Raw genomic sequence first — 24,969 nt, 5'->3', positions numbered from 1 at the left:
GTTTTAAATGTCTAAATCGAAAGTTCTTCTTAAAAGATCTAAATTAGGGTTTTTTTCGTTTAATTTCTCAAATTTATCAGCCGGAGTGTAAGTATATTGTTTTTCAAGAACTTCATTTACACTAATATCTAGACTAATATCATAGTTGCTTAATGATTTCCTTAAATAGGCCATTAAATCATATTGCTGACGCTCTAATTCAACCTTGTTTGTCGCATTTGGGTATTCTAAATGTACGGTTGTTCCTTTAACTTTAGGCGTATCCATAGATAGAATAGAAGCTAAATTATGCTTTCCTTTTTCTATTAAAATTTGAGTAAATTTTTTCCAATGGGCTATTAAGTCCGCTTCAGTAAAATCTTCTTTTGGCAAATCTTCTTCATCAATAACAACATCCATTTGTTTTATTTGATGCTCTTTTTTTGCCCGAATACTACTTAATGACAGTCCAGAAGTTCTTTTTGTGCCTTGTTTTAATATAATTTTTTTAGGTTCCTTTACTTGTAAAGATTCTACATGCTTAGATGCTGCAGTAGTGACTTCCGTTTTATTTGGAGTTGTATTATTTTCTGTAGAAACTTGTTCAGGAACTTTAACAGGAACAGGCGTAATGCCTTTCTTTTTAAAATATGAAGCTGGTATTATGTAATGTTTGCTATTTTTTTTTTCTCCATCAAAAGTGATAGAGGCAAGCTGCATGATACATAATTCAACGAGGAGTCGTTGATTTTTACTGGTTTTATATTTGAGATCGCAGTCGTTAGCAAGTTCAATACCTTTTAAAAGGAAATCTTGAGACGCTTTTTGCGACTGCTTTAAGTATTTCTCTTTTGTTTGATCGCCAACTTCAAGCAATTCAATGGTTTCGGTAGTTTTACTAACTAATAAATCTCTAAAATGAGATGCTAAACCAGCAATATAATGATGTCCATCAAAACCTTTTGATAGCGTATTATTAAATTGTAGTAGAAGTTCAGGTATTTTATTTTCTAAAATATAATCTGTACTTGTAAAATAAGTATCGTAATCAAGAACATTCAAATTCTCTGTAACGGCTTGTCTTGTTAGGTTTTTTCCTGAAAAACTAACAACACGATCGAATATAGAAAGCGCGTCACGCATAGCACCATCTGCCTTTTGAGCAATAATGTGTAGCGCATCATCATCAGCAGTAATGCCTTGTTGTTCTGCAATATATTTTAAATATTCTTTAGCGTCTTTAACGGTAATACGTTTAAAATCAAAAATTTGACAACGCGATAAGATGGTTGGAATTATTTTATGTTTCTCTGTAGTGGCAAGAATAAAAATACAATGCTTTGGTGGCTCTTCTAAAGTTTTAAGAAAGGCATTAAAAGCTGCCTGAGATAACATGTGTACCTCATCAATAATATAGACTTTGTATTTTCCAACTTGTGGTGGTATACGAACCTGATCGGTTAAACTTCTAATATCATCAACCGAGTTATTTGATGCGGCATCTAACTCGAAAATATTAAAAGCAAAATCCTCGTCTTCGGTTTCATTGCCTTCACTATTAATCATTTTAGCCAAAATACGAGCGCAAGTTGTTTTACCAACTCCACGTGGTCCTGTAAATAGTAAAGCTTGTGCTAAATGATTGTGTTCTATGGCATTTAGTAGGGTATTTGTAATAGCTTGCTGCCCCACAACGTCTTTAAACGTTTGAGGTCTGTATTTTCTAGCTGATACTACAAAGTGTTCCAAATTACCTAATTATTTAAACATCTTTTGATGCTTTTTGAATAGATAACAAAGTTAAAAATTCAATTGATAATTTAGAATTTTGAACTTAGAATTTAATAGGAGTTATTAACAAATGAAATTAATTGTGATGTTATGTTTTTCTTTATTTTGTCAGAAAAAATAGCTAACTTCGTTTAACATTAGATATAAAGAATTAAAACGATTTCATATCAAGTCGTTGGGCAACATTAAAAACAAACTGAATGGATTTAACAAACTTTAGAAAACAACTACAAGAAGATTTAAACTTTATTAAGGAAAGTTATTTATATCTAGACCCAAATCTTAAAAAAGATGAATATGCTTTTAATTTTTGGATACAAACAAAAATGTATGAAGTTGATGAAGAAGTTGCAATAAACAATATAACAGAATATAATGATAAAGGAATTGATTGTTTTGTCCATTATGAGGAAACAAAAGAATTATTTCTCATTCAAAACAAATATTATAGTGAAAATACAAATTTAAATGTCAAAGAAGTATCACATTTTTTAACTACATCATTAGGAAAATTAGAGGAAGGAAACTACAAAAATTTAGAATTACAAAAAGCTTATAATTTAGCTAAATCTGATAATAGTTATAAAGTTTGGTTACATTTTTATATAACAAATGATAAGATAACCCAAGATATAATAAATGTTATAAACGAATTTAATAAAGGATCTCGTCAAGTTCTTTGTGAAATAAGAGCAAAACACTTTTCTTTAGCGGATATCTATGATTTATATTTTGGTGCTTCATTTAAAAAAGATATTAAGTTTAAACATATTATTACTACAAAAAACAGAGGTACTTTTCTACAAATAAAACCAGAAGACTATAATCTACCTGGAATGTCAGAAGCTTATTATATTATGACACCAATTACAACTTTATATGAAATGTATAAAGAATCAAAGAAAAATGACTATCCTCTATTTGAAGAAAATATAAGAGAATACTTAGGAAAAAGTTCCATAAATACTGGAATAATTAAAACTTTAAGAGATGAAAATGAAAGGAAAAATTTCTTTTATTATAACAATGGAGTTACAATAATATGTGATTCTTCAAAAAAAATAACAAGTAACAAATTAGAACTTGACCAACCCCAAATTGTAAATGGTTGTCAAACTGTGAATACTATTTATGAAGTTTTAGATTCTTATTCACCAAATGAAATAACAACTACTTTTAATGGTGTTTACGTTATGACAAAAATTCTAATTCAAACGAACAAAACACCTGACTTTTATAAAAAGGTAGTAAAATTTACAAATTCTCAAAATTCTATAAATGAGAAAGCTTTTGCATCGACTACAGAGTATTTTTTAAGAATTCAAGAACACTTTTTAGAAAAAGGTTTTTTATTATTGGTAAAACCAAGTGATAAACATAAATATTCAAAATTAACACCAGTTGAGAAAAATAAACTAGTTGCTAAAGCTTCAAAAGCTATAAAAAATATAGATTCAAACTTTACTAGAATTACTGACATAGCAATACCTCTTGATAAGCTATTACAAGTTGCTTTAGCATATATTAAAGATGGTTATTTTGCTTACACGAAGAAAAGTCAAGTTTTAAAACCAACAAGTGAACTTTACAAAACTTTTTCAACTAAAATAACAGAGTACTTAACAGTTGATAACCTAATATATCTTTATTTACTTTACAGAAAAGCTGAAATCGATAAAAAAAATAGTGAAGATCAAAAAACGCCAATGCCATATTATTTAATAAGTTATTTAAGTTTCTACTTAAAAGAGAAAAACTCAAATAACCTGAATAAAGTTATCGAGATGATTTCAGAAAAATCAAAAGATGATTTTAATAAAATTTACGATTATTTCAAAGATCTAACAGCACAATATAAAGCTGAGTCACCACTAGAGTATAATGTAATGATTAAGAATAAAATAGATAAAAAAATATTAGAAGAACAAATAAATACATTAAATAGATTAGCACCTTATAAAATTGGAAAAGATTTTATAAGAGAAATTGAGGAAATATAACGTTGCCCAACAAAGCATAAAATTAATGGCTGGTTCTAGCCTACTAGGAAAATTCCTGTTGAATTTTCCGCTGGCATGTTTCTATTTATTAAATTAGTGCTTAAACACACTATTAACATTATACGTAACCATTAAACAAACCTCTCCAAAATAAGACAACTTTTCATTTAAAAAAGCATAAGCCAGCAAACACCTGCGTTAAGGATTGCAGTGAAAAGCCCACAGCGACGTTAGGAGTGAGGACTTGTAGCCCTTCGACTTCGCTCAGGATAAACTTCAAGCCTGACCCTTGGTCCTGAACTAAATTCAGGATAAGGGTAACGCCCAAATGTTTAAATTTTAAAAATAAAAACAATTTTAACTGAATTTTAGACAAGCTTAGGAAAATGTTTTTTATTTAGATTTTAATTTCAGTTTGTTGTAGTTTTGCGGGAAGTAGATTGCCTTATCGCTTTTGTGCTGAATTTATTTCAGTACTTGGGAGGAAAGTCCGGACACCGTAGTGCAATATAGTGGTTAATGGCCACCAGCCGTGAGGTTAGGAAAAGTGCAACAGAAAGTATGTACAGGTAATGCTGTAGTGAAACCAGGTAAACTCTATGTGGTGCAATGTCATGTAAACCAGTGCTTGAGGGCGGCACGCTCGATACTGGAGGGTAGGCAGCTAAAGTGTATTGGTAACAATACACTCAGATAAATGATAAGGGTATTCTAACTCTTTTTTTGGAGCGATCCTGAAACGAGTTTAGGATATACAGAATCCGGCTTATAAATTTACTTACCTATAAAAAAACCCTTCTTTAATTTAAAGAAGGGTTTTTGGGTTAAAAAAGGTTGGTTGGTTAATCTGTTTTTGGAGAATAGCTTAAGTCTGGTCTCATTTCTCCAGTATATTCTTCTACTCGGGTAGTGTAATTCATGATTTTGCTAAAGGTATCCCATCTGTCTGGTCCTAAAACCTCCTTGTTGGCTTTGCTTTTTTGAGCCGAATCAATTTCATCTTTTGAAGCAATAGAGACTAGGTAGAAATTTTCCATAGTGCCAAAACCATTTTTATATATTCGGTAATATTGTTTGGATCCCTTGCTAGTGTACATGTCTTTTACTGCTTTTAAGCCTTCTTTCATTTTTTCTGCATTTTCTGGTGTGTAATACATATAAAACCAATCTCTGTAGTTTTCATCTGCTGGAGCATTTGTAGCTCCTTCTGGCATGTATGAAAGGGTATCGTCTTTTATAAGAATATAAGATCCGTGAGAATCGTAACATTTGTCAAAACGTTGAAATAGTTCTTTCCATTTGTCTCCCATTGTTTTTGCCATTTCTGCAAAGGGACGTTTATCTAAATCGGCAAAATTTTCGATAGGCGTGATGTAAAAATATTTAAAATCGCTAGTTGAGGCTGTAAACCATGTAGCTTGAACATTGTTTGTTACGCTTGCCTCGTTAAACTCTTTGGCAATTTTTTCATATTCCATGAGCATGGAAGGTTTTACATTGTCTTGATGTACTTGAAAAGCCTGTTGTGCTTGTGATATATTAAAAGTAAAGCATAAAAAGAGCATTACAAAAAAGCTTGTTTTAATTGTTTTCATGATGTTTTAGTTTAGTATATTTCTCTTATAGATTATTCTTCTTCTTCTTCTTTTGTTGATTCTGCTTCAACCTCTGCTATAGCTGTAAATTCAGCATTCATAGATGTAGCATCAAAATATACATGTTCTTCAACAACTTTACCATCAATAAATTGGACTGCTAAGTGAACAGGTATTACTAATTCCTTAGCATTTGCTGCAAATGTGCCTTTATGAGTTGCCCAATAATAAACCCAAGTTTCATCTTCTTTGTCAAGTACCATTTCAATATATTCTTTATCATGGTTAAATCCATAAGAAGACATAGCACTAGTCATTCCTTTTAGTCCATTAGCTCTTTCTTCAACACTCATTGGTTTAACAGAATTAACATAAATTTTAGCAGTATCAGCAAAATGACTTTTCCAAGCATCCCAATCACCACTTTCGTATGCTGCTATACCAGCTTTTAGGGTTTCAGTTTCGACAGAATTCGCAAAATAACGTTGTGGTTGATTTTGGCAAGCAATAAATACAATTAATGCAAGTGTAATAAAAAAAAGTTTTTTCATGTTGTTTATGGTTTTAGTTGTTAATATTAAGTTTAATCCATAAACAAATAGCCCAATAAATTGGGAAAGAGGAAGATGTAAATAGAGCCAGGGACTCTTAAGGAGATATCTAAAGTACTAAATAAAAGCGAATTAACAAAATTTTTGTTTTTCTAACCTTACATGTTTTCAAAAAAACTAAACATGTTACCGCCATAACTTTTAGAGTAATTATAGTTTGGTAAAGCAGATAAATTAGTGTGTTTTGAATGCTCTATAATTAGTACGCCTTGTTCTAATAGTAGATTATTTTTAAATACTAATTCTGGAATTTTAGAGAACAATTCTTCAGAAAAATTATATGGAGGATCGGCAAAAATAACATCTGCTTGTATTTTGGTTTTTTCTAAAAATTTAAAGACGTCACTTTTTATTGTTTGTAGTGGCATATCAAATTTATTAGCTGTTTGATTAATAAACTTAATACAACCAAAGTCTTGATCTACACAAGTAATCTGTTCAGTGCCTCTTGATGCAAATTCATAACTTATATTGCCTGTTCCAGCAAAAAGGTCTAGTACAGCTATATCATTAAAATAAAACGTATTATTTAATATGTTGAATAATGACTCTTTTGCCATATCTGTTGTGGGGCGAACAGGTAGGTTTTTAGGAGCTACTATTTTTCTACTTTTATATAAACCGGATATAATACGCATTAAAAACTTTTAATTAAGGTGAAATTACTAAAATGGCTTACTGGTTGTGCTTCTATATTGTATTTATAGTTGTCTTCTCTATTTCCTAAAAACACATATCGAATGTATTTATAGGCAATAACATATAATTCGTCTTTAGTATCTATATTTCCTAGAAAAATTAAATTTAAAGTTTCTGGGTTTAACTTTAATTGTTCTGCAGTGAAGAGTAAGTAATAAATAAAATCTTCTTTAGTTTTATATTCAAAAGTGTTATAAAAAATTAGGCTCGTATTGTTTACAACAACTATTTCAAAATTAGATTTATTTATATTAACATATACTTTTGTTTTATCTGAATTCTTTTCTATGAGTAAAATTTGTTCAATTAAAACGGTAGAAGCGTGCTTAAATGTAAATTCACCAAATTTATCATAAATAAAATTATTAATATTTATATATGGTACATAAACATTCACACTGTCGTTTATAAGAATGTTATCAAAAGTTATAAAATCTGATTTTAAAATTTTAGAGTTAAACTTTAAATAATCAGCTAAACAATCTTCATTAAAAAGAGCTTTTGGCACTAAGGTTGAAAGCTCATTATCATGTATAATAGATACATTGTTAAAGTTGTCTTGTAATTCTTCTTCAGTATTAAATATGTGCTGTAATTTATCTAAAAGTTCTAATGTGTTTAGCTTTTTATTAAAATCAAAATATTTTAGACTAGTGATAGTATTACTATCTCTTTGTAGGGTACAAAAAGAAAGTCCACTCAAACTTATTTGAATGGACAGATCTAGATTAGTTAGTTTGTTAAAATTTTTACTCGTTGTTGCCATAAGTTTTTGGCCAGTTACCTCCAGTATTAACTTCATCCATAGATCCTACTTTAAGAGCATCTCCGTTTACGCCTTCTACTGAAACAACTTCATTTTCTTGACTTATTAAATCTTTATCTTGATCAAACAAAATAACGGCTTTTTTAACTTTAGCTTCAAAAACAGGAATTTTAGCATCACTTTGTTCAATAAAACCAGCTTTAAGTTCGAACTTAGCCCCTGGTTCACCAACAGGAATATTCATCATAGTTTTATATCTATCTGAAGCTTTAAATAAAGAATCTTTTACAGGTACAAAACCTAGAGTATCAATTATGACAGTGTCTTTAGGAATATCTACTCCAAATATTTTTGATTGTACTAAGTCTTTAACACTTGAATCACGACGTTGTGTAATCGTGTATTCAGCAGTATCAATAAATTTTATTAGGTTATCAAAATTACCAGCAAATACCCCGGTAACTTGTTTATGTGCTAATTGAGCATCTCTAATATCAATTAAATTTTTAATAACTTCAGCGTAACGCTTCTCCTTTGTTTGGTCAAATAAAACAGGATTGTAAACAGACATAAACGTCTGGTATCCTAGAAAAAATATTAACACCCACAATACGATAGTTAATACAGATTTAAATTTAGAAGGAACAAATTTGTCAACTAGCTTTACTAAGCCAATTGTAACTAATATTACAGCAACTGTAATCAGAATAAATGTTAGCATAATGGGTTTTTATTAAAAATAAATTATTATAATGGTATTTAGCAAATCTACAAATTTTTTTTAATCGTAAAAACCAAAGCACGTAAAAATCATTTATATATTTGAATAATTTATAATCCATCTAATTTAAATGACTTCATCCGAATTTTATTCCCTTATAAAACAGGACTTTCCGTTTCAACCTACCATAAAACAAAATATTGTTTTACAGCAATTATCCGAGTTTATTTTTAATAAATCGCCTGATGCGCTTTATTTATTAAAAGGGTATGCAGGTACAGGGAAAACAACCATTATAGGCTGTATTGTTAGTAATTTATGGAAAGCAAAAAAAAGCGCTGTACTAATGGCACCAACGGGTAGAGCTGCTAAAGTAATTTCAAATTACTCAAAAAAAGAAGCCTTTACTATTCATAAAAAAATATATTTTCCTAAGAAAGATCAGGGTGGAGGTGTTAAATTTGTTTTACAACCTAATAAGCATAAAAATACCATTTTTATTGTTGATGAAGCTTCAATGATACCTGATACACCAGGGGATTCTAAACTTTTTGAAAATGGCTCTCTTTTAGATGATTTAATGCAGTACGTTTATTCTGGTCATAAATGTAAATTGCTTTTAATAGGTGACACGGCACAACTTCCTCCTGTAAAATTAGATTTAAGTCCTGCTCTAAATGAAAATACGTTAGCTTTAAATTACAACAAAGAAGTAACAAGAATGGAGTTAGATGAAGTCATGCGGCAAGAACATGATTCAGGAATTCTTGTTAACGCCACTTTTTTACGAGAAACATTGTCTAGTTCATTTCATGATGCTTTTAAGTTTGATTTAAACAATTTTAAAGATATTGTTAGGCTAGTTGATGGTTATGATATTATGGATGCTATAAACGATGCTTATAGTAATTTAGGAAACGAAGAAACAGCTATTATTGTTAGAAGTAACAAACGAGCTAATTTATATAACCAGCAAATACGCAGTCGTATTTTATTTAATGAAAATGAATTATCGGCTGGTGATTATTTAATGGTTGTTAAGAATAATTATTTTTGGATTAAGCCTAATACGGATGCAGGGTTTATAGCAAATGGTGATATAATTGAAGTTTTAGAAATATTTAAAATTGAAGAACTTTATGGTTTTCGCTTTGCTGAAGTAAAGGTAAGAATGGTTGATTACCCAAATATGCGTCCGTTTGAAACCGTTTTATTATTAAATACTATTGATGCTGAAACACCTTCTTTAGCTTATGAGGATTCTAACAGGCTTTATCAAGAAGTTATGAAAGATTATGATAGTGAAACGGCCAAGTATAAAAAGTTTTTAAAAGTAAAGGCAAACAAACATTTTAATGCCTTACAAGTTAAGTTTTCTTATGCCATTACTTGTCATAAATCTCAAGGGGGGCAATGGAATACAGTTTTTGTAGAACAACCTTATTTGCCAAATGGTATAGATAAAGATTATTTACGTTGGTTATACACTGCTGTAACTAGAGCTAAAGAAAAGTTGTATCTTATTGGTTTTAAAGACGATTTTTTTGAGGAATAGTTTTTGATTATATTTAACTATGACAATAGAAACAATTATAAGTATTTGTTTGGGAGTAGGACTTGCTGCTTCTGTTGGTTTTCGAGTGTTTTTACCATTATTCGCATTAAGTTTAGCTTCATACTTTGATATTTGGCAACTTAATGAATCTTGGCAATGGATAGGAAGTACAACAGCACTAATAACTTTAGGTGTTGCTACAGTAGTAGAAATATTTGCATATTTTATTCCGTATATAGATAACTTATTAGACAGTATAGCAGTACCATTGGCAGCATTAGCAGGAACCGCAGTCATGATGTCTACCGTGGCCGATTTAAGCCCTGTTGTTACATGGTCTTTAGCAATTATAGCAGGAGGAGGTACAGCAGCAGCAATTGCAGGAACATCAAGTACTACAAGATTAGCATCTACTGCTACAACAGGCGGTTTAGCAAACCCTATTGTTGCGACTATAGAAACGGGTACTTCGGTTGTTATGTCTATTATTTCAATTTTTTTTCCTGTACTTGCTATCGTTTTAGTAGTGATACTATTTATTGTGATTTTTAAATTATATAAAAAGTTTAAATCCAAAAAAAATTAACTCATTAAATAGTACTATTTTTGACAAAGAATTGAATATTGAATAAATGAAAATAATTTCTATGATTCCAGCGCGTTATAGCGCAACACGTTTTCCTGCAAAACTTATGCAAGACCTTGGTGGTAAAACAGTAATACGTCGTACATACGAAGCTACTGTTGCAACCAATTTATTTGATGATGTTTTTGTGGTTACCGATAGTGATATTATTTATAATGAAATTGTAAATAACGGAGGAAAAGCCATCATGAGTAAAAAGGAACACGACTGTGGAAGTGACAGAATTGCTGAAGCTGTTGAGTTTTTAGATATAGATGTGGTAATAAATGTTCAAGGAGACGAACCTTTTACTGATAAAGAATCATTAATTAAACTTATTGATGTGTTTAAAAACGACCCTGATAAAGAAGTCGATTTAGCATCATTAATGGTTCATATTACAGATATTGACGAAATTAATAATCCTAATACAGTAAAGGTTATTGTAGATCAATCTGATTTTGCATTATATTTTTCACGTAGCCCAATTCCATATCCAAGAGAAACTAATGTAGGCGCCAAATATTTTAAGCATAAAGGCGTTTATGCATTTAGAAAGCAAGCTATATTAGATTTTTATAATTTACCAATGCTTCCTTTAGAAGCTTCAGAAAAAATAGAGTGCATTCGTTATTTAGAATACGGAAAACGTATTAAAATGGTTGAAACAGATATACAAGGTGTAGAAATTGATACTCCTGAAGATTTAGAACGCGCCAAAAAAGAATGGAAATAGATTATAAAAACATAAAAGTTATTGGTTTTGATGCTGATGATACACTTTGGGTAAACGAGACCTATTTTCGTGATGCCGAAGCTGAATTTGCTAGTTTATTATCTAAATATGAAACGCCTAATAAAATAGATCAAGAATTATTTAAAAAAGAAATAGGTAATTTACCATTATATGGCTATGGTGTTAAAGCTTTTGTATTGTCTATGGTAGAAATGGCTTTAGAATTATCAAATTTTGAAGTATCTAATAAAACTATTGAAGCCATTTTAAACATAGGTAAAGATATGTTGAATAAACCTGTTGAATTACTAGATGGTGTTGAAGCTGTTTTAAAAAGTCTATCAAAAGAATATAGATTAATTTTAGCTACAAAAGGTGATTTGCTAGATCAGGAACGAAAATTAGAAAAATCTGGTTTAACTAATTATTTTCATCATATCGAAGTTTTAAGTGATAAGAAAGAAGCTAATTATTCTAAATTATTAAATCATTTAGATATAAAGCCTTCAGAATTTTTAATGATTGGAAATTCATTAAAGTCAGACGTTTTGCCTTTAGTAAATATAAAATCAAATGCCATACACGTACCTTTTCATACTACTTGGGCACATGAACAAGTAAGCGAAAAAGAAACGAATGGAAAAGCATATAAAACCTTAGAGAGCTTAAAAGATATTTTAGAATTATTATAATAAATAGTTCTATCAAATAATATTTCTTTTTAGTTGAAAAACAAAATATTTATCAAAGTAAAATTAAATAATACTATTTTTACTTTTTGAAAAAGAAAATAAATTAAATGAGTTATAAAAACTTTCCAATGGTGCCAAGAGTTATTTTTGGTAGAGGTAGTTTCAGCCAACTAAATGATATAATTGCCCCAAAGCGATTAAGTATTAAAGCCCCTTTCATTTATTTAATAGATGATGTATTTAAAAATAATACCTGGTTAATATCAAGAATAAGTTTATCGTATGACGATAAGATAATTTATATTTCGGCTAATGAAGAACCTAAAACATCTCAAGTAGATGAATTAGTTGAAGATATTATTTTAAATACAAAAGAACGACCTTCTGGCATTATAGGTATTGGTGGTGGTACGCTTCTAGATTTGGCCAAGGCAGTATCTATTATGTTAACTAATGAAGGCGATGCTAAAGATTATCAAGGATGGGATTTGGTAAAAAATCCTGCTATTTATCATGTTGGTGTACCAACTATATCAGGAACAGGAGCAGAAGTGTCAAGAACAACAGTGCTCACTGGACCAGAAAAAAAACTAGGTATAAATTCTGATTTTACACCTTTTGACCAAGTCATTTTAGACCCTGAACTGACTAAAGATGTGCCAACAGATCAATGGTTTTATACGGGAATGGATTGTTATATTCATTGCATAGAATCTTTAAATGGAACCTATCTAAACGCTTTTAGTCAGAGTTATGGAGAAAAAGCTTTTGATTTGTGTAATGAAGTGTTTTTAGATAATAACTTGTCAATAAAAGGTTCTCAAGATAAACTTATGATGGCAAGCTGGCATGGAGGTATGAGTATTGCATATTCACAAGTTGGTGTTGCACACGCAATGAGTTATGGATTATCCTATTTGTTAGGAACTAAACATGGTATTGGTAATTGTATTGTATTTAATCATTTAGAAGAGTTCTATCCTGAAGGAGTAAAGCTTTTTCAAAAAATGATGTCTACTCATAATATTGTTTTACCTAAAGATATTTGTTCCAATTTAAGCAATAACGAGTTTGATATTATGATCAGAATAGCTTTAAGTTTAGAACCGTTATGGGAAAATGCATTAGGTAAAAATTGGAAAACAATAGCAACTCCTAAAAAATTAAAAGAACTTTATAAAAAAATGTAATATGCAATGGTTAGCCAAACTTATTTATTTTAAAATATTAGGTTGGCAAGTTGTTGGTAATACTAATTTTTCTAAAGATACAATTAAGAAAGCAGTTATAATTGCTGTACCACATACCAGTTGGCACGATTTCTATATTGGTGTTTTGTTACGATCTGTGTCAAACATTAAAATCAATTTTGTTGGAAAAAAAGAATTGTTTGTATTTCCTATGGGTTGGTTTTTTAGAGCTTTAGGAGGTACGCCAATTGATAGGTTTACAAAAGAAAATAAGGTTGATGCTATAGCTAAACTATTTAAAGAAAAGAAAGAATTTAGGATGGCTTTATCACCTGAAGGAACAAGAAAAAAAGTAAAAGAATGGCGTACAGGGTTCTATTATATAGCTAAAAAAGCGAATGTACCTATCATCATGGTAGGTTTCGATTTTGAAAATAAAAAGAATAAAATTTCAGAACCATTTTATATTACAAATAGTATAGAAAATGATTTTAAATTTATGCATAATTTTTTTAAGGGAATAAAAGGAAAGATCCATATATATTCTTAGTGTTATCTAATAAATAGATTAATTTTGGCATAAATATTGATTTAAGAGTATTGTATTAATCAATGAAACATAAAGTAAACAATTATTTGTTCCTAAAAAGAAACATTGAGTTTATACTTAAAAATCAAAAGCTACCTTTTAAGGTAGCTTTTTTATTTTCAAAACCACACAATCTCTAATATTTCAGTATCTTTAAAAAATATGATAAAAGATACAAAAATAGCAGTTCTTATTGATGGAGATAATATCCCTTCAAAATATATTTCAGAAATGATGGAAGAAATTGCTAAATATGGTACGCCTACTATAAAAAGGATATATGGAGATTGGACTAAGCCACATCTTTCTAAATGGAAAAATATTCTGTTAGAAAACGCCATAACGCCCATTCAGCAATATGCGTATACTACAGGAAAAAATGCTACAGATTCGGCCATGATAATTGATGCGATGGATATTTTATATTCCGAAAAGGTTAATGGTTTTTGTTTAGTGTCTTCAGATAGTGATTTTACAAAACTAGCAACCAGATTACGAGAGGCAGGTATGCAAGTTTATGGAATGGGAGAGAAGAAAACACCAAATCCTTTTATTGTTGCATGTGATAAATTTATTTATTTAGAAATTCTTAAAAATGATAATGAAAAGGAAACTAAGGAAGGAGCTCATAAAAAAGAAAATTTATATAATATAACACCGAAAGTCATTAGACTTCTTAAAAACTCTGTTAACGATGCAGCCGATGATGATGGTTGGGCTTTTTTAGGAGACGTGGGCTCATTAATTCTTAAAAAGCAACCCAACTTTGATCCTAGAAACTTTGGCTTTGCAAAATTAACTCCTTTGTTTAAATCGTTAGATCAATTTGAAATGGAACAACGCGACCAATCAAATGGACGATTCAAATTAATTTATGTTAAGAATAAATAGTTTACCCGTTTTTTAAATAACACCTAAAATTTTATCCATAACCCAATTGGCATGTATTGCCGATTGTCCTAAAGAAGGATGTAAATAATCTTTATTTATTAACATATCTCTAATACCTTCCACATGGTGTATTTGTACATGTTTAGGGTGTTCAATAAACAATTCTTCGTTTTTAGTATTACTTTCCAATACAATAGAATTATCATTAAAAACAGAAAATTTAATGTGCCCTTCACTTCCATAAATAACAACTTCGTCTAAATGATTATGACAGTCAAAGTTCCAAAAGGCAGATCCTGTTATATTTGTTTCATGTAGCCAACATGCTGTTATGGCATCTTTAGCTGTGTAATTTTCTTGTTGATTTAAGCCAATACCATTAGCAGTTTTTATATTACCAAGTAGAAAAGCGAACAAGTCAAAACCATGACTCGCTAAATCATCAAAATAGCCTCCAGGAGCAATTTTAGCATCTGTACGCCAATTATAGTCTCTAGATTTATCGATGTCATTAGCTGGTTTACTAAAATTCCAATTTATATGTCTTTCATCCCCAATATAATTATTTTCTAACCACTCTTTAATCTTAGTAAACCTTGGTAAAGAGCGTCTGTAATAAGCAACAAATAACGGAATTTCTTTTTCTTTAAAAGCATTATATACTTCCAGACTATCTGCGTAATTAGGTGTCATTGGTTTTTCAATACAGCAAATTTTTCCAGCTTCAGCTACTTTTATTGCATACAATTTATGGGTGTCTGGAGGTGTTGCTATATATATGGCATCAATGGTATCATCATTTATTAAGGCATCAGCATCGGTATAAGTAGTTTCTATATTATGACGCTTAGCATAATCTTTTAGTTTTTCAACATCACGTCGCATAACAGCTTTTATATTAAAACCTTCTGTTAATTGATAAGCTGGTCCACTTTTTACTTCAGTAACATCGCCACACCCAATAATTCCCCAATTGATAGTTTGCATAATTTTTTGTCTTAAAAACAAAAAAGAGCTGTGAAACTCTTTTTGTATATATTTTTTATTTTAGTTACTCTGCTGATTCTTCCATGGTGTGATATACAGATTGTACATCATCATCTTCTTCAAGTTTTTCTAATAGTTTTTCAACATCAGCAACTTGTTCTGGTGTTAAAGGTTTTGTTACTTGAGGAATACGCTCAAATCCAGACGATAAAATTTCAATTTCACGACTTTCTAATTCCGCTTGAATGGCTCCAAAACTTTCAAAAGGGGCATAAATTAAAATACCATCATCATCAGCAAAAACTTCTTCGGCACCAAAATCAATAAATTCTAATTCTAATTCTTCAGGATCTAATCCTTCTGCATTTATTCTGAAATTACAAGTATGATCGAACATAAAAACCACAGAACCTGATGTACCTAAACTACCGTCACATTTATTAAAATAACTACGAACGTTTGCTACGGTTCTTGTATTATTATCGGTTGCAGTTTCTACTAAAATAGCAATACCGTGTGGTGCATAACCTTCAAAAATAACTTCTTTATAATCGCCTTGACCTTTTTCGCTAGCCTTTTTAATAGCACGCTCTACGTTATCTTTAGGCATGTTAACAGATTTTGCATTCTGTATAACAGCTCTTAAACGCGAATTACTATCTGGATCTGGACCTCCTTCTTTTACTGCCATGACTATGTCTTTACCTATACGTGTAAAGGCTTTACTCATTGCAGACCAACGCTTCATTTTACGTGCTTTTCTAAATTCAAAAGCTCTTCCCATAATACTGTGTTTTTATTTTTATTCCCTTGAAAAAAGGAATTTTTTAATTTAAAAAAAATTTAATCTAACAAAGTTAAAAACCTATTGCTTAATTGCAAATTATTCCTCATCAGGTTCTACAATATTTTCTATTGCTTCAGCTAATTTAAAATCTAAATGAGTTACACCATTTGCAGAATGTGTAGATAACGAAATAGTAAGTACATTGTAAACATTAGACCAATTAGGATGATGATTTAAGGCTTCACATTCAAACGCAATACGGCTCATGGCACTAAAGCAATCTTTGAAATTTTCAAATTCAAATTCTGCATGAATAGCATTATCATAATATTCCCAATCTGGAAACTGTAACAATTTTTTTTCTATATCATCTTCAGATAATTTACTCATAATTAAGATGTTTATTTGTTGCTGAAAATTTTCACCAATTTAGTCATTTGAAAGCTTATATTTCTAATTCTGTTAATATTTCTTGACTTAATAATTGTAAATTTTTTGGAAGTAAATTATATTTTGGTAATACTGCTAAATACCGATCGTCGTTAGTTGTATAAACTTGTTTGTAAACAACATTTTTTAACTCTAAAGATTTAATTATTTCTTTAATAAAGTCGTCATGATGCACCAAATCATTAGAACCTAGGTGGTAAATACCATATTTGTTTCTGTTAATTATATAATGAATTTGTTGTGTTAACTTGTTATCGTTAGTAACATTTATTATTAAATTAGGAAACACTTCTACAGGTGTTTTTTCTTTTACCTGCTGAATAATTTCTAACACTCTAGGTGATTGCGCACCAAATACCATAGGAAGTCTTATAATAGCAACTTGTTTTTTAGGTAAGCGCAACAACATATTTTCAATTTTTATCTTGAAATGCCCATAAATGCTATTACTATAGGTTTTATCTAGTTCGTAACTTGGATACTTACTGTAACCATCAAAAACAACAGCAGAGGAAATATAAATAATTTTAATTTTATTAGTATACACATATTCTGCCAAGTGTTTATGTGCAACAAATTGAGCAGCAAAATCGCCTCGAAGTGCCGAAATAATGATGGTAGGTTTTACAATATCTAGAATTTCATAAACATCATCTTCTTCAATATTATACTGAAAAAAGTGTTTGTTTTTTTCTAAAGTTTTGTTTGTTATTCGGTATGTACCAAAGGTTCTGAAATAGGAGCAGAGTTCTTTATAAATGACGCCACCTAAAAATCCGCTGGCGCCTAAAATTAAAATTCTATGCTTGTCATTTCGTTTTATCATACATCAAACTTCACATTAACAACAAACTAGAAAATAGATAGTTTTGTTTGGCTAGTAAATTGTTCAAGTGCTAGCATTCCTAATTTAGAATTTCCTTTTTTATTGAGTCCTGGAGACCATGTAGTTATAACAAAATGATCGGGTAGAAGCGCTACAATACCACCGCCAACACCACTTTTCCCTGGTAATCCAACCTCAAAAGCAAATTCTCCAGCTTCGTCATAAAATCCACAAGTAAGCATAATAGCATTAATACGTTTTGCTTGTGTTTTTGTGAGTCGTACTTTATCATGCAAACAATTTCCTTTATTTGATAAAAAAGAAAATGCATTTGTTAATTGACTGCATGACATTTCGATTGCACACTGATGGAAATAAAAATCTAAAACCTCATCGACATTATTTTCTAAATTATTGAAAGATTTTAAAAGATTAGCTGCTGCGTAATTTTTAAACCCAGTTATTTTTTCAGAAAGGGCAACATCTTTGTTGTAATTAATACTTTTATCTCCTGTTAAATCTCTAATGAAATTTAAAAAATCGTCTTTCGGATTTTTTAAATTTGAAACTAGAATATCTGCAATAACAATAGCACCAGCATTAATTAATGGATTTCTAGGAATTCCGTTTTCAATTTCTAACAACGATAAATGATTGAACGGGTTTCCGCTAGGTTCAACATCAACCCGTTCCCAAATTGATTCGCCTACCAAAGCCATCGCTTTTGATAGGGCTAAAACTTTAGAAATACTTTGAATAGAAAATGGTTTGTTATAATTACCAACACCATAATGTTTTCCATCGGATGTTCTTAAATGAATACCAAAATTATTTTTATCTATATGCGCTAATTCTGGAATATAAGATGCTACAACTCCTTTGTCGGAAGCATTTATTGCATTTTGATAAATGCTTTCTAGAATTAATTGAAAATCTGGCATAAATTATTTGTAAAAAGGCAATTTTACAACCGTTGCAGGAATGGCCTTTTTACGTATTTGAATATTAATTTTGCTATTAACATCTGCAAAAACAGTTGGTACATAGCCTAATCCAATACCTTTGCTTAAGCTAGGAGACATAGTACCTGAGGTAACTTCACCAATTTTATTTCCGTTACCATCAACAATATCATAACCATTACGCGGAATACCGCGCTCGTCTAATTCAAACGCAATGAGCTTACGCTTTACACCTTGTTCTTTTTGAGTTTTTAAGGCTGCTGAATTTGTAAAGTCTTTTGTAAATTTTGTTATCCATCCTAAACCAGCTTCAATAGGCGAGGTGGTATCATCAATATCATTTCCGTAAAGGCAATAACCCATTTCTAATCGTAAGGTATCACGAGCTGCTAAACCAATAGGCTTAATTCCAAAATCGGCTCCAGCTTCAAATACTTTATCCCAAATTTGTTTTACTTCGGTGTTTTTACAATAAATTTCAAATCCGCCACTACCAGTATAGCCTGTAGCAGAAATTATGACATTTTCAATGCCTGCAAAATCGCCTACTACAAAATTGTAGAATTTTATGGCTGCTAAATCATGACTTGTTATGCTTTGCATCGCTTCAATAGCTTTTGGGCCTTGAATGGCAAGTAAAGAATAATCTTCACTTAAATCACGCATGATAGCTCCAACATCGTTTTTAGATTGAATCCAATTCCAATCTTTTTCAATATTGCTAGCATTTACAACTAGTAAATAAGTTTCTTCTTTTATTTTGTAAATAATTAAATCATCAACAATACCACCGTCGTCATTAGGCATACAGCTATATTGTGCTTTTCCAATGGTTAGCTTTGTAGCATCGTTACTTGATACTTTTTGTATTAAAGTTAAAGCATGTTCTCCTTCAATTAAAAACTCACCCATATGAGACACATCAAACACACCAACAGCTTTACGTACTGTTTCATGTTCTGCATTTACACCTTCATATTGCACCGGCATATTATAGCCTGCAAAGGGAACCATTTTTGCACCAAGCGCTTCGTGAGTTTCGGTTAAAGCTGTATTTTTCATCTAAAATTAATTCAAAATTTGAAAAGCAAATGTATTGAAAAAATATAGATGAGTGTTTTTATGAAAAGTTAAAAGAAAAAAAAACTTGTGACTAGAATTTATTATTTACTACTATTTTCAATTACGGGATTCCAATCACCAACAAGATTGATTGCTGAAGTACTATTAGCTGTAAAAATATTTTCTTTAGTGTATTTAGATGCTTCTGAATCGTTTAATATATGAACTACAGAAAGTAATTTTTTAGGATTATAACCAGTACCTTTATATAATCCATAATACGCAGTATTGATGTTGTTAAAATACTTATGATCTGGTTTTGTAGACCAAGACGCAAACCCTTCTGGTTTAATATGGTTTCCTATTTCACAATTTAAATAGACAGTATTAGCTCCATTTCCCCAAGGCCTTCCTAATGATGCATTAGAAACTTTTTCTCCTGGATATTTGATAATGGTACAATTTTTAAAAATAAAACCAAATTTATTTTCTCCTAATTCTTGACTTGAAGCTGTTATGTGCGAATCCTTTCTGTTTCTAATGACACAATTCTCAAAAAGAGCAATTCCAGCACCATATATAAAGTCGGTTGTACCATCTATAATACAGTCTTTTATGTATGATCTGGTATTTGTTTTTAAGTAGAATGTATCTTGAAATCCGGTGATGTTACATTTATATAAAACAGCCCTGTCAGCATCAATTCTTAAAGCAGCAGCTTGGGAGCCACCTTTTCTACTATCAATGGTATTTTGAAACGTAATGTTTTCTGCAAAAAAATCTTCTGCTAATACTTTAGTACTGGCGTAATCTGGGTTTATTTTTCCATGATCATCATAAGTAAGAATTGTATTTTTATATGATTCACCTAAAAAGGTTACTTTTTTCTTTTCTGAAGGCACCAATATTTTTTCTTTATAAATCCCAGGTTTAATAAATATAACAGTTCGTTCAGAACTATTGTTAGGTACAGCATTAATGGCATCTTGTACTTTTGTATAATCGCCACTACCATCTTGTGCTACTAAGATATTATATTGATTTTCTTCTATGAATTTATTAGTATTTTTATCTTGTCCATTAGTAGAAATTGATAAGCTTAATAAAAAAAATAAAATCAAGTTTTTAATCATAACTGTATTTCAATTTTGATTTATAATTTAGATATTATTCAAATATATCTCCAACATAGTATATCCATCTTTACCAATTATATTTCTATCATCTGCATTTTTAGGATTTAGTTTGTTTTTCATTTCCCATGTATCTGGCATACCATCTGCATCAGAATCCATAGGAATTGGGCTGGTTTTTAATTCTGGCCAGCCTCCAACATCATCTTGACTTTTAATAATTTCACCTGTGCGGTTCTTTACATTATTTACAATTCGTTTATCTACTGCGTCACGCTTTGGTAATATAGCCCCGCCTTCATTTAATACACGTTGATAAGCTACAGTTGCATCTTCTATTTTTACAGGACCTGTTTCAAAAGGTTTAGTTTGTTTATAATCTTGAATATTATTTTTAGTCCAACTACTTTTAAATTCTACAAGATCCCATGGGTTTTCTGGAAGCTTGTAGTTGTAATAATTACCAGAAAAAAATGATTTATTATACGGAGAACCTGTAGAATATGCAATGCCCGTTTGTTTAGAATCTTTACCTTCGATAAGATAATTGTTTACATAATTTAGGTGTGTTACGCTTATAGAATCTGCATTATAGCCAGCATGACCGCCACCCCAATTATAAAGCACATTGTTTGTGAAATCAAGAAGTAATCCTTTTGGGTCTTCTGTATATGGATTTGAGTTATAGTTTCCTGGACGTGGATTTCTACCATGATTATGTGCGTATAAATTATGCAAATAACTATATTTTGCTCCACCTGTCCCTCGAATTAAAGACCCATACCCATGATTGTCTACATTTAAAGCTTCAGTAATAAAACACCACTGCACAGTAACTTTACTTAAAGAAGGTTTATAGGTGGATGTAGATAATATTTCATCTAAACTCCAACTCACAGAACAATGATCTACAATAATATTTTCTCCTTTAGATATGCTAATACCATCTTTACCTTGTTTGCTTCCTACACCATGTTTTCCATCACCCAAGCGAACACGAATATGACGGATAATAACATCATGAGTTAAAATAATTAAAGTTTCATCTGAAAGGCAAATACCATCTCCAGGAGCAGTTTGACCAGCAATAGTTATAAAAGGATTCTTTATTTCTAGTCTGCTTTTAAGTTCAATATTTCCAGAAACTGAAAATATAACAGTACGCGCACCTTGTTGTTCAATTGCCCAGCGTAAACTACCTTGACCGCTGTCGTTTAAATTGGTGACATAAAGTACTTGCCCTCCACGTCCACCTAATGCGTAGGCACCAAATCCTTCAGCAGAAGGGAAGGCGAGTTGTTGAGCAATTGACGTATTTAAGCTTATCACAAAAACAAGACATGTTAAAATGTGTTTTTTCATAATGTTAAATTTAATTTATTATTTCATTTAAATATACTTCCAACATGGTGTACCCATCGTTGCCAATTTTATTTCTATCATTTGCTTTTTTGGGATTCAGTCCATTTTTCTTTTCCCAAGCATCAGGCATACCATCATGATCTGTATCAATAGGAACATTAATTGTTTTATATTCAGGATAAGCATTATCACCAAAAGCTAGAACAGGATTATCAATAATACCTTTCGTTTTACGATAAAAAGGGTTATTTATAAAACCGTTATTTTTTCTTTTATCTAGATATTTTTCAGTGGTTCCTTTTCCAGAGGCTATTCCATTTTTTACTTCGTATACTATGCGTTTATCTACAATATCTCTTGGAAAAGCACCTGCTTTTGCTAATACATTTTTATATGCTTTTTTAGTAGATTCTATATTAAGCATATGTGGCATTTTAAATGTGTTTTTTGATAGTAATTGTACTCTTGAAACGTTAGCATTCATATAAGACTTAGCATCTAAACCAAGGGAGTTATCTTTGTTTAAGGCTTTATTTGCATCACCTTCCATAATATTTCCTTTCATATACCATTTTGCAATTATAGAATCTCCTTGAATGGAGTGATGTGATGATTGTGCGAAATATGATTTTTGTGTGCCCGGATATGCAGGCCCAGGTTTATAATAGTTATTAATAAAATTACAGTTATAAGTACCATTTGCTATTTCAATGTAGGCACCGTAGGCAGAATTTGATTTCCCCCAATTGTAATTCACATTATTAATATACTCGTATTTCACCTTTATATCATGATGTTTACTTCCGTTAAATCTTGGCGTTCTACTATTGTTGTGAGCTAGTAGGTTATGATGATACGTTGCATTTTGTCCGCCCCATTGCACACCATAACTGCGTGCACCTTTAGCATGTCCAGAAGCATAAAGTCCTTCATGTATAATACACCATTGAACGGTGGTAAAATCATTATCATACATAGTCATGTTTTCTTCTCCAGACCAACCAAAAGTACAATGATCTATAATAATATTATTAGCGTTTTCAATACCCAAAGCACCACCTTCAACAAAAGAGTTATCTTCATGAAGTCCCATTCTAAATCGTATATGACGAATAATTAGATTAGAGCTACCACCAAGGTTAACTTTATTTCCACGGATGCAAATACCATCGCCTGGAGCTGTTTGTCCAGCAAGTGTTAAACCATTTTTAAACTTCCCTTTTAATTGCTTTTTTAAATTGATAATTCCAGACACTCTAAAAACAATAGTTGTAGGTTCTGGTAAACTTTTTTTAAATGCCCAACGTAAACTACCTTCTATAGCTCCATCTAGATCGTCAAGTAAATTTGTTACTTCTATTACTTGTCCGCCACGTCCACCTTTTGAATATGCTCCAAATCCTTCAGCACCAGGAAAGGCCAGTTGTTGAGAATTTGATATAGAGAAAAAGAATAACGAAATAACTAATGCTATAAAATGCTTATTCATGAATGTCTAATTTACTTTGATGATACTTTTACTTTAGAAAAAATATATATTTATTCAACAACATCAATAATAATGCGTTTGTATCGTGTTAAGCGAGGAGAACCATTATCTGTAACAGCAAGTATAATATGCATTGTTCCTGTACCAGGAGGCATTACACGGCTGGTTTTTACGTTAAGCCAAGCTTTTTGCTGATCGAAACCTACAATATCGTGTTTATTGCCCGTTCTAGAGTTGGACATGCTACGAGTTCCTGCTTCTTCATAGCAAAACCATTTATATGACAGTAGGTCGCCATCAGGATCAGTTGTTCCAAATGCACTAAGATCAATTCGCTCACCTTTTTTTGCCTTGATATAAGTTGGGTGCTCGAGTTTTACAATAGGAGGGTGGTTTGCTTTATTATAGGGTTTAATGGTCCAATCCATTCTGGCAGCAAAATCGTTTTGACATGCTTCACGCCATCTCCATATGGTTGCATGGTTTGTGGTGTGCCATTCTCCGTCGTTGCCTAATACTTCATCTTGTACATTGGTCCATATTGGGCGCGTTTCGGGTTCATAAAACCATTTTTCGGTTTTTGGTGTATACAATTCATAACGACCACCCCAACTTCCCCAATTAGGATGATCAGGATTGTTTAAACCATTATTTACAAGATAAAGAAATGCAGGCGTATCTCCTTCCATCATGTATTCCCAATGCGGATACATTTTTCCTAAAGGGCCTTTTTTACGAATGTTACGTTCTAGCCATTCGTTGGTTACTAATTCAAAATCGGCGCCACCAAAACGGCCATGAAATTTATCGCCACCAATGGCAATCCAAGTTGCATGATGAAACCCTCCACCAGCATTGGCACCGGGTGTAACTATATAAAAAAGTTCAGGGAATTCTTTACGTATCCAAGGGCCACTATTATCTTGATCGGAAATAGCATACACACGAATTTTGTTAACAAATTTTGCTAGTTCTTGCTTTGAACGTGTGTTGCGTACTTTCCACAACGCTTGTGCCAAAACACTTGGTCCTCCCCAAACATTTACCCATAATGGTCTAGAGTCTTTACGATCTACGGCATTAATAAGTAGTTCTGATCCTGGAGAATCCTTTCCTTTACCAACACCATCCATTCCTCCAATTGGAATTCCTTTTGAAATGCATTTTTGTAAATATTCTACGTCTGGATAACCAGTTTCGTGAAGTTCTAGATTGTTACGTACTTTACCATAATTTTCAACTATTTGTTGAATACGTTCTGGATTAACTTTATCTTTTACCTCGGTAGCAACAAGTCCTTCAATATCTATTTGGTTAGAATAAGTCATAAGTCTAACCATAGACATTTGATCATCTGGATCGCCACCAATGTCAGTAAGAACAAATAATCTTGGTTTTTCTTGTGCTGAAATTAGGTTAACTCCAACGAATAATAAAATGGTTAATGTCTTAATAATTTTAGTCATAAATG

24 protein-coding genes and 1 other RNA gene are annotated in these 24,969 nt (G+C 31.0%); 9 read left to right on the top strand and 16 right to left on the bottom strand.

What is annotated here, in order from left to right; all coding sequences use genetic code 11:
* Positions 1–3: 3 nt before the first annotated feature.
* The gene (dnaX, locus tag ACH5TW_RS06435; protein ID WP_439335676.1) at positions 4–1,728 is read right to left on the bottom strand and encodes a DNA polymerase III subunit gamma/tau; all 1,725 of its coding nucleotides are present in this window, start codon (positions 1,726–1,728) and stop codon (positions 4–6) included.
* Between the two features lie 242 nt (positions 1,729–1,970).
* Between dnaX and ACH5TW_RS06430 the strand changes: the two genes are divergently transcribed.
* Together ACH5TW_RS06430 and rnpB are read left to right on the top strand one after the other, a co-directional pair.
* Positions 1,971–3,770 carry an AIPR family protein gene (locus ACH5TW_RS06430; RefSeq protein ID WP_439335675.1) on the top strand — a complete coding sequence of 600 codons (1,800 nt, stop codon included), beginning with the start codon at positions 1,971–1,973 and terminating at the stop codon, positions 3,768–3,770.
* Positions 3,771–4,202: 432 nt separating this feature from the next.
* An RNA gene (gene rnpB / locus ACH5TW_RS06425) (RNase P RNA component class A) lies at positions 4,203–4,555 on the top strand.
* Between the two features lie 57 nt (positions 4,556–4,612).
* Here the strand turns inward: rnpB and ACH5TW_RS06420 are convergent.
* From ACH5TW_RS06420 to ACH5TW_RS06400, 5 genes are all read right to left on the bottom strand, one after another.
* Positions 4,613–5,365, bottom strand: coding sequence for a hypothetical protein (locus ACH5TW_RS06420; protein ID WP_439335674.1), 753 nt, complete (start codon positions 5,363–5,365; stop codon positions 4,613–4,615).
* A gap of 32 nt (positions 5,366–5,397) precedes the next feature.
* Positions 5,398–5,916 carry a nuclear transport factor 2 family protein gene (locus ACH5TW_RS06415; RefSeq protein WP_439335673.1) on the bottom strand — a complete coding sequence of 173 codons (519 nt, stop codon included), beginning with the start codon at positions 5,914–5,916 and terminating at the stop codon, positions 5,398–5,400.
* A gap of 158 nt (positions 5,917–6,074) precedes the next feature.
* Complete coding sequence (locus tag ACH5TW_RS06410; RefSeq protein WP_439335672.1) at positions 6,075–6,614, bottom strand: RsmD family RNA methyltransferase; 540 nt, start codon at positions 6,612–6,614, stop codon at positions 6,075–6,077.
* Positions 6,614–7,441 carry a DUF3822 family protein gene (locus tag ACH5TW_RS06405; RefSeq protein ID WP_439335671.1) on the bottom strand — a complete coding sequence of 276 codons (828 nt, stop codon included), beginning with the start codon at positions 7,439–7,441 and terminating at the stop codon, positions 6,614–6,616. Before ACH5TW_RS06405 ends, ACH5TW_RS06410 begins: the two co-directional genes overlap by 1 nt.
* Positions 7,425–8,162 (bottom strand): hypothetical protein, encoded by a 738-nt coding sequence (locus ACH5TW_RS06400; protein ID WP_439335670.1) that lies wholly within the window; start codon positions 8,160–8,162, stop codon positions 7,425–7,427. The genes ACH5TW_RS06405 and ACH5TW_RS06400 overlap by 17 nt, the downstream gene beginning before the upstream one ends.
* A gap of 130 nt (positions 8,163–8,292) precedes the next feature.
* Between ACH5TW_RS06400 and ACH5TW_RS06395 the strand changes: the two genes are divergently transcribed.
* The 7 genes from ACH5TW_RS06395 (at position 8,293) to ACH5TW_RS06365 (ending at position 14,440) form a co-directional block, all read left to right on the top strand.
* Positions 8,293–9,717 (top strand): ATP-dependent DNA helicase, encoded by a 1,425-nt coding sequence (locus ACH5TW_RS06395; RefSeq protein ID WP_439335669.1) that lies wholly within the window; start codon positions 8,293–8,295, stop codon positions 9,715–9,717.
* Between the two features lie 19 nt (positions 9,718–9,736).
* Positions 9,737–10,303 (top strand): DUF4126 domain-containing protein, encoded by a 567-nt coding sequence (locus ACH5TW_RS06390; protein WP_439335668.1) that lies wholly within the window; start codon positions 9,737–9,739, stop codon positions 10,301–10,303.
* Positions 10,304–10,349: 46 nt separating this feature from the next.
* Entirely contained in the window at positions 10,350–11,078 is a 729-nt protein-coding gene (kdsB, locus tag ACH5TW_RS06385; protein ID WP_439335667.1) for a 3-deoxy-manno-octulosonate cytidylyltransferase, read from the top strand.
* Positions 11,069–11,770: an HAD family hydrolase gene (locus ACH5TW_RS06380; protein WP_439335666.1), complete on the top strand. Its 702-nt coding sequence runs from the start codon at positions 11,069–11,071 to the stop codon at positions 11,768–11,770. Before kdsB ends, ACH5TW_RS06380 begins: the two co-directional genes overlap by 10 nt.
* Positions 11,771–11,877: 107 nt before the next feature.
* Positions 11,878–12,960, top strand: a complete 1,083-nt coding sequence (locus ACH5TW_RS06375) for an iron-containing alcohol dehydrogenase family protein (RefSeq protein ID WP_439335665.1) — start codon at positions 11,878–11,880, stop codon at positions 12,958–12,960.
* A gap of 1 nt (position 12,961) precedes the next feature.
* Positions 12,962–13,510 carry a 1-acyl-sn-glycerol-3-phosphate acyltransferase gene (locus ACH5TW_RS06370; protein ID WP_439335664.1) on the top strand — a complete coding sequence of 183 codons (549 nt, stop codon included), beginning with the start codon at positions 12,962–12,964 and terminating at the stop codon, positions 13,508–13,510.
* A gap of 201 nt (positions 13,511–13,711) precedes the next feature.
* Positions 13,712–14,440 (top strand): NYN domain-containing protein, encoded by a 729-nt coding sequence (locus ACH5TW_RS06365; protein ID WP_439335663.1) that lies wholly within the window; start codon positions 13,712–13,714, stop codon positions 14,438–14,440.
* A gap of 12 nt (positions 14,441–14,452) precedes the next feature.
* Here the strand turns inward: ACH5TW_RS06365 and ACH5TW_RS06360 are convergent, their stop codons facing one another.
* The 10 genes from ACH5TW_RS06360 to ACH5TW_RS06315 all read right to left on the bottom strand — a co-directional run bounded on the left by ACH5TW_RS06360 (position 14,453) and on the right by ACH5TW_RS06315 (position 24,964).
* Positions 14,453–15,427 carry a Gfo/Idh/MocA family protein gene (locus tag ACH5TW_RS06360; RefSeq protein WP_439335662.1) on the bottom strand — a complete coding sequence of 325 codons (975 nt, stop codon included), beginning with the start codon at positions 15,425–15,427 and terminating at the stop codon, positions 14,453–14,455.
* 64 nt (positions 15,428–15,491) lie between these two features.
* The gene (locus ACH5TW_RS06355) at positions 15,492–16,211 is read right to left on the bottom strand and encodes a YebC/PmpR family DNA-binding transcriptional regulator (RefSeq protein WP_439335661.1); all 720 of its coding nucleotides are present in this window, start codon (positions 16,209–16,211) and stop codon (positions 15,492–15,494) included.
* A 99-nt stretch (positions 16,212–16,310) separates the two neighbouring features.
* Positions 16,311–16,604 (bottom strand): 4a-hydroxytetrahydrobiopterin dehydratase, encoded by a 294-nt coding sequence (locus ACH5TW_RS06350; protein WP_439335660.1) that lies wholly within the window; start codon positions 16,602–16,604, stop codon positions 16,311–16,313.
* A 55-nt stretch (positions 16,605–16,659) separates the two neighbouring features.
* Positions 16,660–17,490, bottom strand: coding sequence for a sugar nucleotide-binding protein (locus ACH5TW_RS06345; protein ID WP_439335659.1), 831 nt, complete (start codon positions 17,488–17,490; stop codon positions 16,660–16,662).
* Between the two features lie 26 nt (positions 17,491–17,516).
* Positions 17,517–18,431: a glutaminase gene (locus ACH5TW_RS06340; RefSeq protein ID WP_439335658.1), complete on the bottom strand. Its 915-nt coding sequence runs from the start codon at positions 18,429–18,431 to the stop codon at positions 17,517–17,519.
* Positions 18,432–18,434: 3 nt separating this feature from the next.
* Positions 18,435–19,514 carry a glycine cleavage system aminomethyltransferase GcvT gene (gene gcvT / locus ACH5TW_RS06335; protein ID WP_439335657.1) on the bottom strand — a complete coding sequence of 360 codons (1,080 nt, stop codon included), beginning with the start codon at positions 19,512–19,514 and terminating at the stop codon, positions 18,435–18,437.
* Positions 19,515–19,615: 101 nt separating this feature from the next.
* Entirely contained in the window at positions 19,616–20,635 is a 1,020-nt protein-coding gene (locus ACH5TW_RS06330) for a pectinesterase family protein (protein WP_439335656.1), read from the bottom strand.
* A gap of 39 nt (positions 20,636–20,674) precedes the next feature.
* Positions 20,675–22,009, bottom strand: a complete 1,335-nt coding sequence (locus ACH5TW_RS06325; protein ID WP_439335655.1) for a pectate lyase family protein — start codon at positions 22,007–22,009, stop codon at positions 20,675–20,677.
* A gap of 10 nt (positions 22,010–22,019) precedes the next feature.
* The gene (locus ACH5TW_RS06320; protein ID WP_439335654.1) at positions 22,020–23,498 is read right to left on the bottom strand and encodes a pectate lyase family protein; all 1,479 of its coding nucleotides are present in this window, start codon (positions 23,496–23,498) and stop codon (positions 22,020–22,022) included.
* A 50-nt stretch (positions 23,499–23,548) separates the two neighbouring features.
* Entirely contained in the window at positions 23,549–24,964 is a 1,416-nt protein-coding gene (locus tag ACH5TW_RS06315) for a nucleoside hydrolase-like domain-containing protein (RefSeq protein ID WP_439335653.1), read from the bottom strand.
* Between the last annotated feature and the right edge of the window lie 5 nt (positions 24,965–24,969).

Source organism: Thalassobellus sediminis (genome assembly GCF_044386045.1).
Classification (GTDB): domain Bacteria; phylum Bacteroidota; class Bacteroidia; order Flavobacteriales; family Flavobacteriaceae; genus Thalassobellus; species Thalassobellus sediminis.
This window is presented reverse-complemented; position numbering and strand designations above follow the sequence as displayed.

Coding starts and splice junctions, on each gene's coding strand:
- ACH5TW_RS06430 (WP_439335675.1), top strand. CDS start 1,971: ATGGATTTAACAAACTTTAGAAAACAACTACAAGAAGATTTAAACTTT.
- ACH5TW_RS06420 (WP_439335674.1), bottom strand. CDS start 5,365: ATGAAAACAATTAAAACAAGCTTTTTTGTAATGCTCTTTTTATGCTTT.
- ACH5TW_RS06415 (WP_439335673.1), bottom strand. CDS start 5,916: ATGAAAAAACTTTTTTTTATTACACTTGCATTAATTGTATTTATTGCT.
- ACH5TW_RS06410 (WP_439335672.1), bottom strand. CDS start 6,614: ATGCGTATTATATCCGGTTTATATAAAAGTAGAAAAATAGTAGCTCCT.
- ACH5TW_RS06405 (WP_439335671.1), bottom strand. CDS start 7,441: ATGGCAACAACGAGTAAAAATTTTAACAAACTAACTAATCTAGATCTG.
- ACH5TW_RS06400 (WP_439335670.1), bottom strand. CDS start 8,162: ATGCTAACATTTATTCTGATTACAGTTGCTGTAATATTAGTTACAATT.
- ACH5TW_RS06395 (WP_439335669.1), top strand. CDS start 8,293: ATGACTTCATCCGAATTTTATTCCCTTATAAAACAGGACTTTCCGTTT.
- ACH5TW_RS06390 (WP_439335668.1), top strand. CDS start 9,737: ATGACAATAGAAACAATTATAAGTATTTGTTTGGGAGTAGGACTTGCT.
- kdsB (WP_439335667.1), top strand. CDS start 10,350: ATGAAAATAATTTCTATGATTCCAGCGCGTTATAGCGCAACACGTTTT.
- ACH5TW_RS06380 (WP_439335666.1), top strand. CDS start 11,069: ATGGAAATAGATTATAAAAACATAAAAGTTATTGGTTTTGATGCTGAT.
- ACH5TW_RS06375 (WP_439335665.1), top strand. CDS start 11,878: ATGAGTTATAAAAACTTTCCAATGGTGCCAAGAGTTATTTTTGGTAGA.
- ACH5TW_RS06370 (WP_439335664.1), top strand. CDS start 12,962: ATGCAATGGTTAGCCAAACTTATTTATTTTAAAATATTAGGTTGGCAA.
- ACH5TW_RS06365 (WP_439335663.1), top strand. CDS start 13,712: ATGATAAAAGATACAAAAATAGCAGTTCTTATTGATGGAGATAATATC.
- ACH5TW_RS06360 (WP_439335662.1), bottom strand. CDS start 15,427: ATGCAAACTATCAATTGGGGAATTATTGGGTGTGGCGATGTTACTGAA.
- ACH5TW_RS06355 (WP_439335661.1), bottom strand. CDS start 16,211: ATGGGAAGAGCTTTTGAATTTAGAAAAGCACGTAAAATGAAGCGTTGG.
- ACH5TW_RS06350 (WP_439335660.1), bottom strand. CDS start 16,604: ATGAGTAAATTATCTGAAGATGATATAGAAAAAAAATTGTTACAGTTT.
- ACH5TW_RS06345 (WP_439335659.1), bottom strand. CDS start 17,490: ATGATAAAACGAAATGACAAGCATAGAATTTTAATTTTAGGCGCCAGC.
- ACH5TW_RS06340 (WP_439335658.1), bottom strand. CDS start 18,431: ATGCCAGATTTTCAATTAATTCTAGAAAGCATTTATCAAAATGCAATA.
- gcvT (WP_439335657.1), bottom strand. CDS start 19,514: ATGAAAAATACAGCTTTAACCGAAACTCACGAAGCGCTTGGTGCAAAA.
- ACH5TW_RS06325 (WP_439335655.1), bottom strand. CDS start 22,009: ATGAAAAAACACATTTTAACATGTCTTGTTTTTGTGATAAGCTTAAAT.
- ACH5TW_RS06320 (WP_439335654.1), bottom strand. CDS start 23,498: ATGAATAAGCATTTTATAGCATTAGTTATTTCGTTATTCTTTTTCTCT.
- ACH5TW_RS06315 (WP_439335653.1), bottom strand. CDS start 24,964: ATGACTAAAATTATTAAGACATTAACCATTTTATTATTCGTTGGAGTT.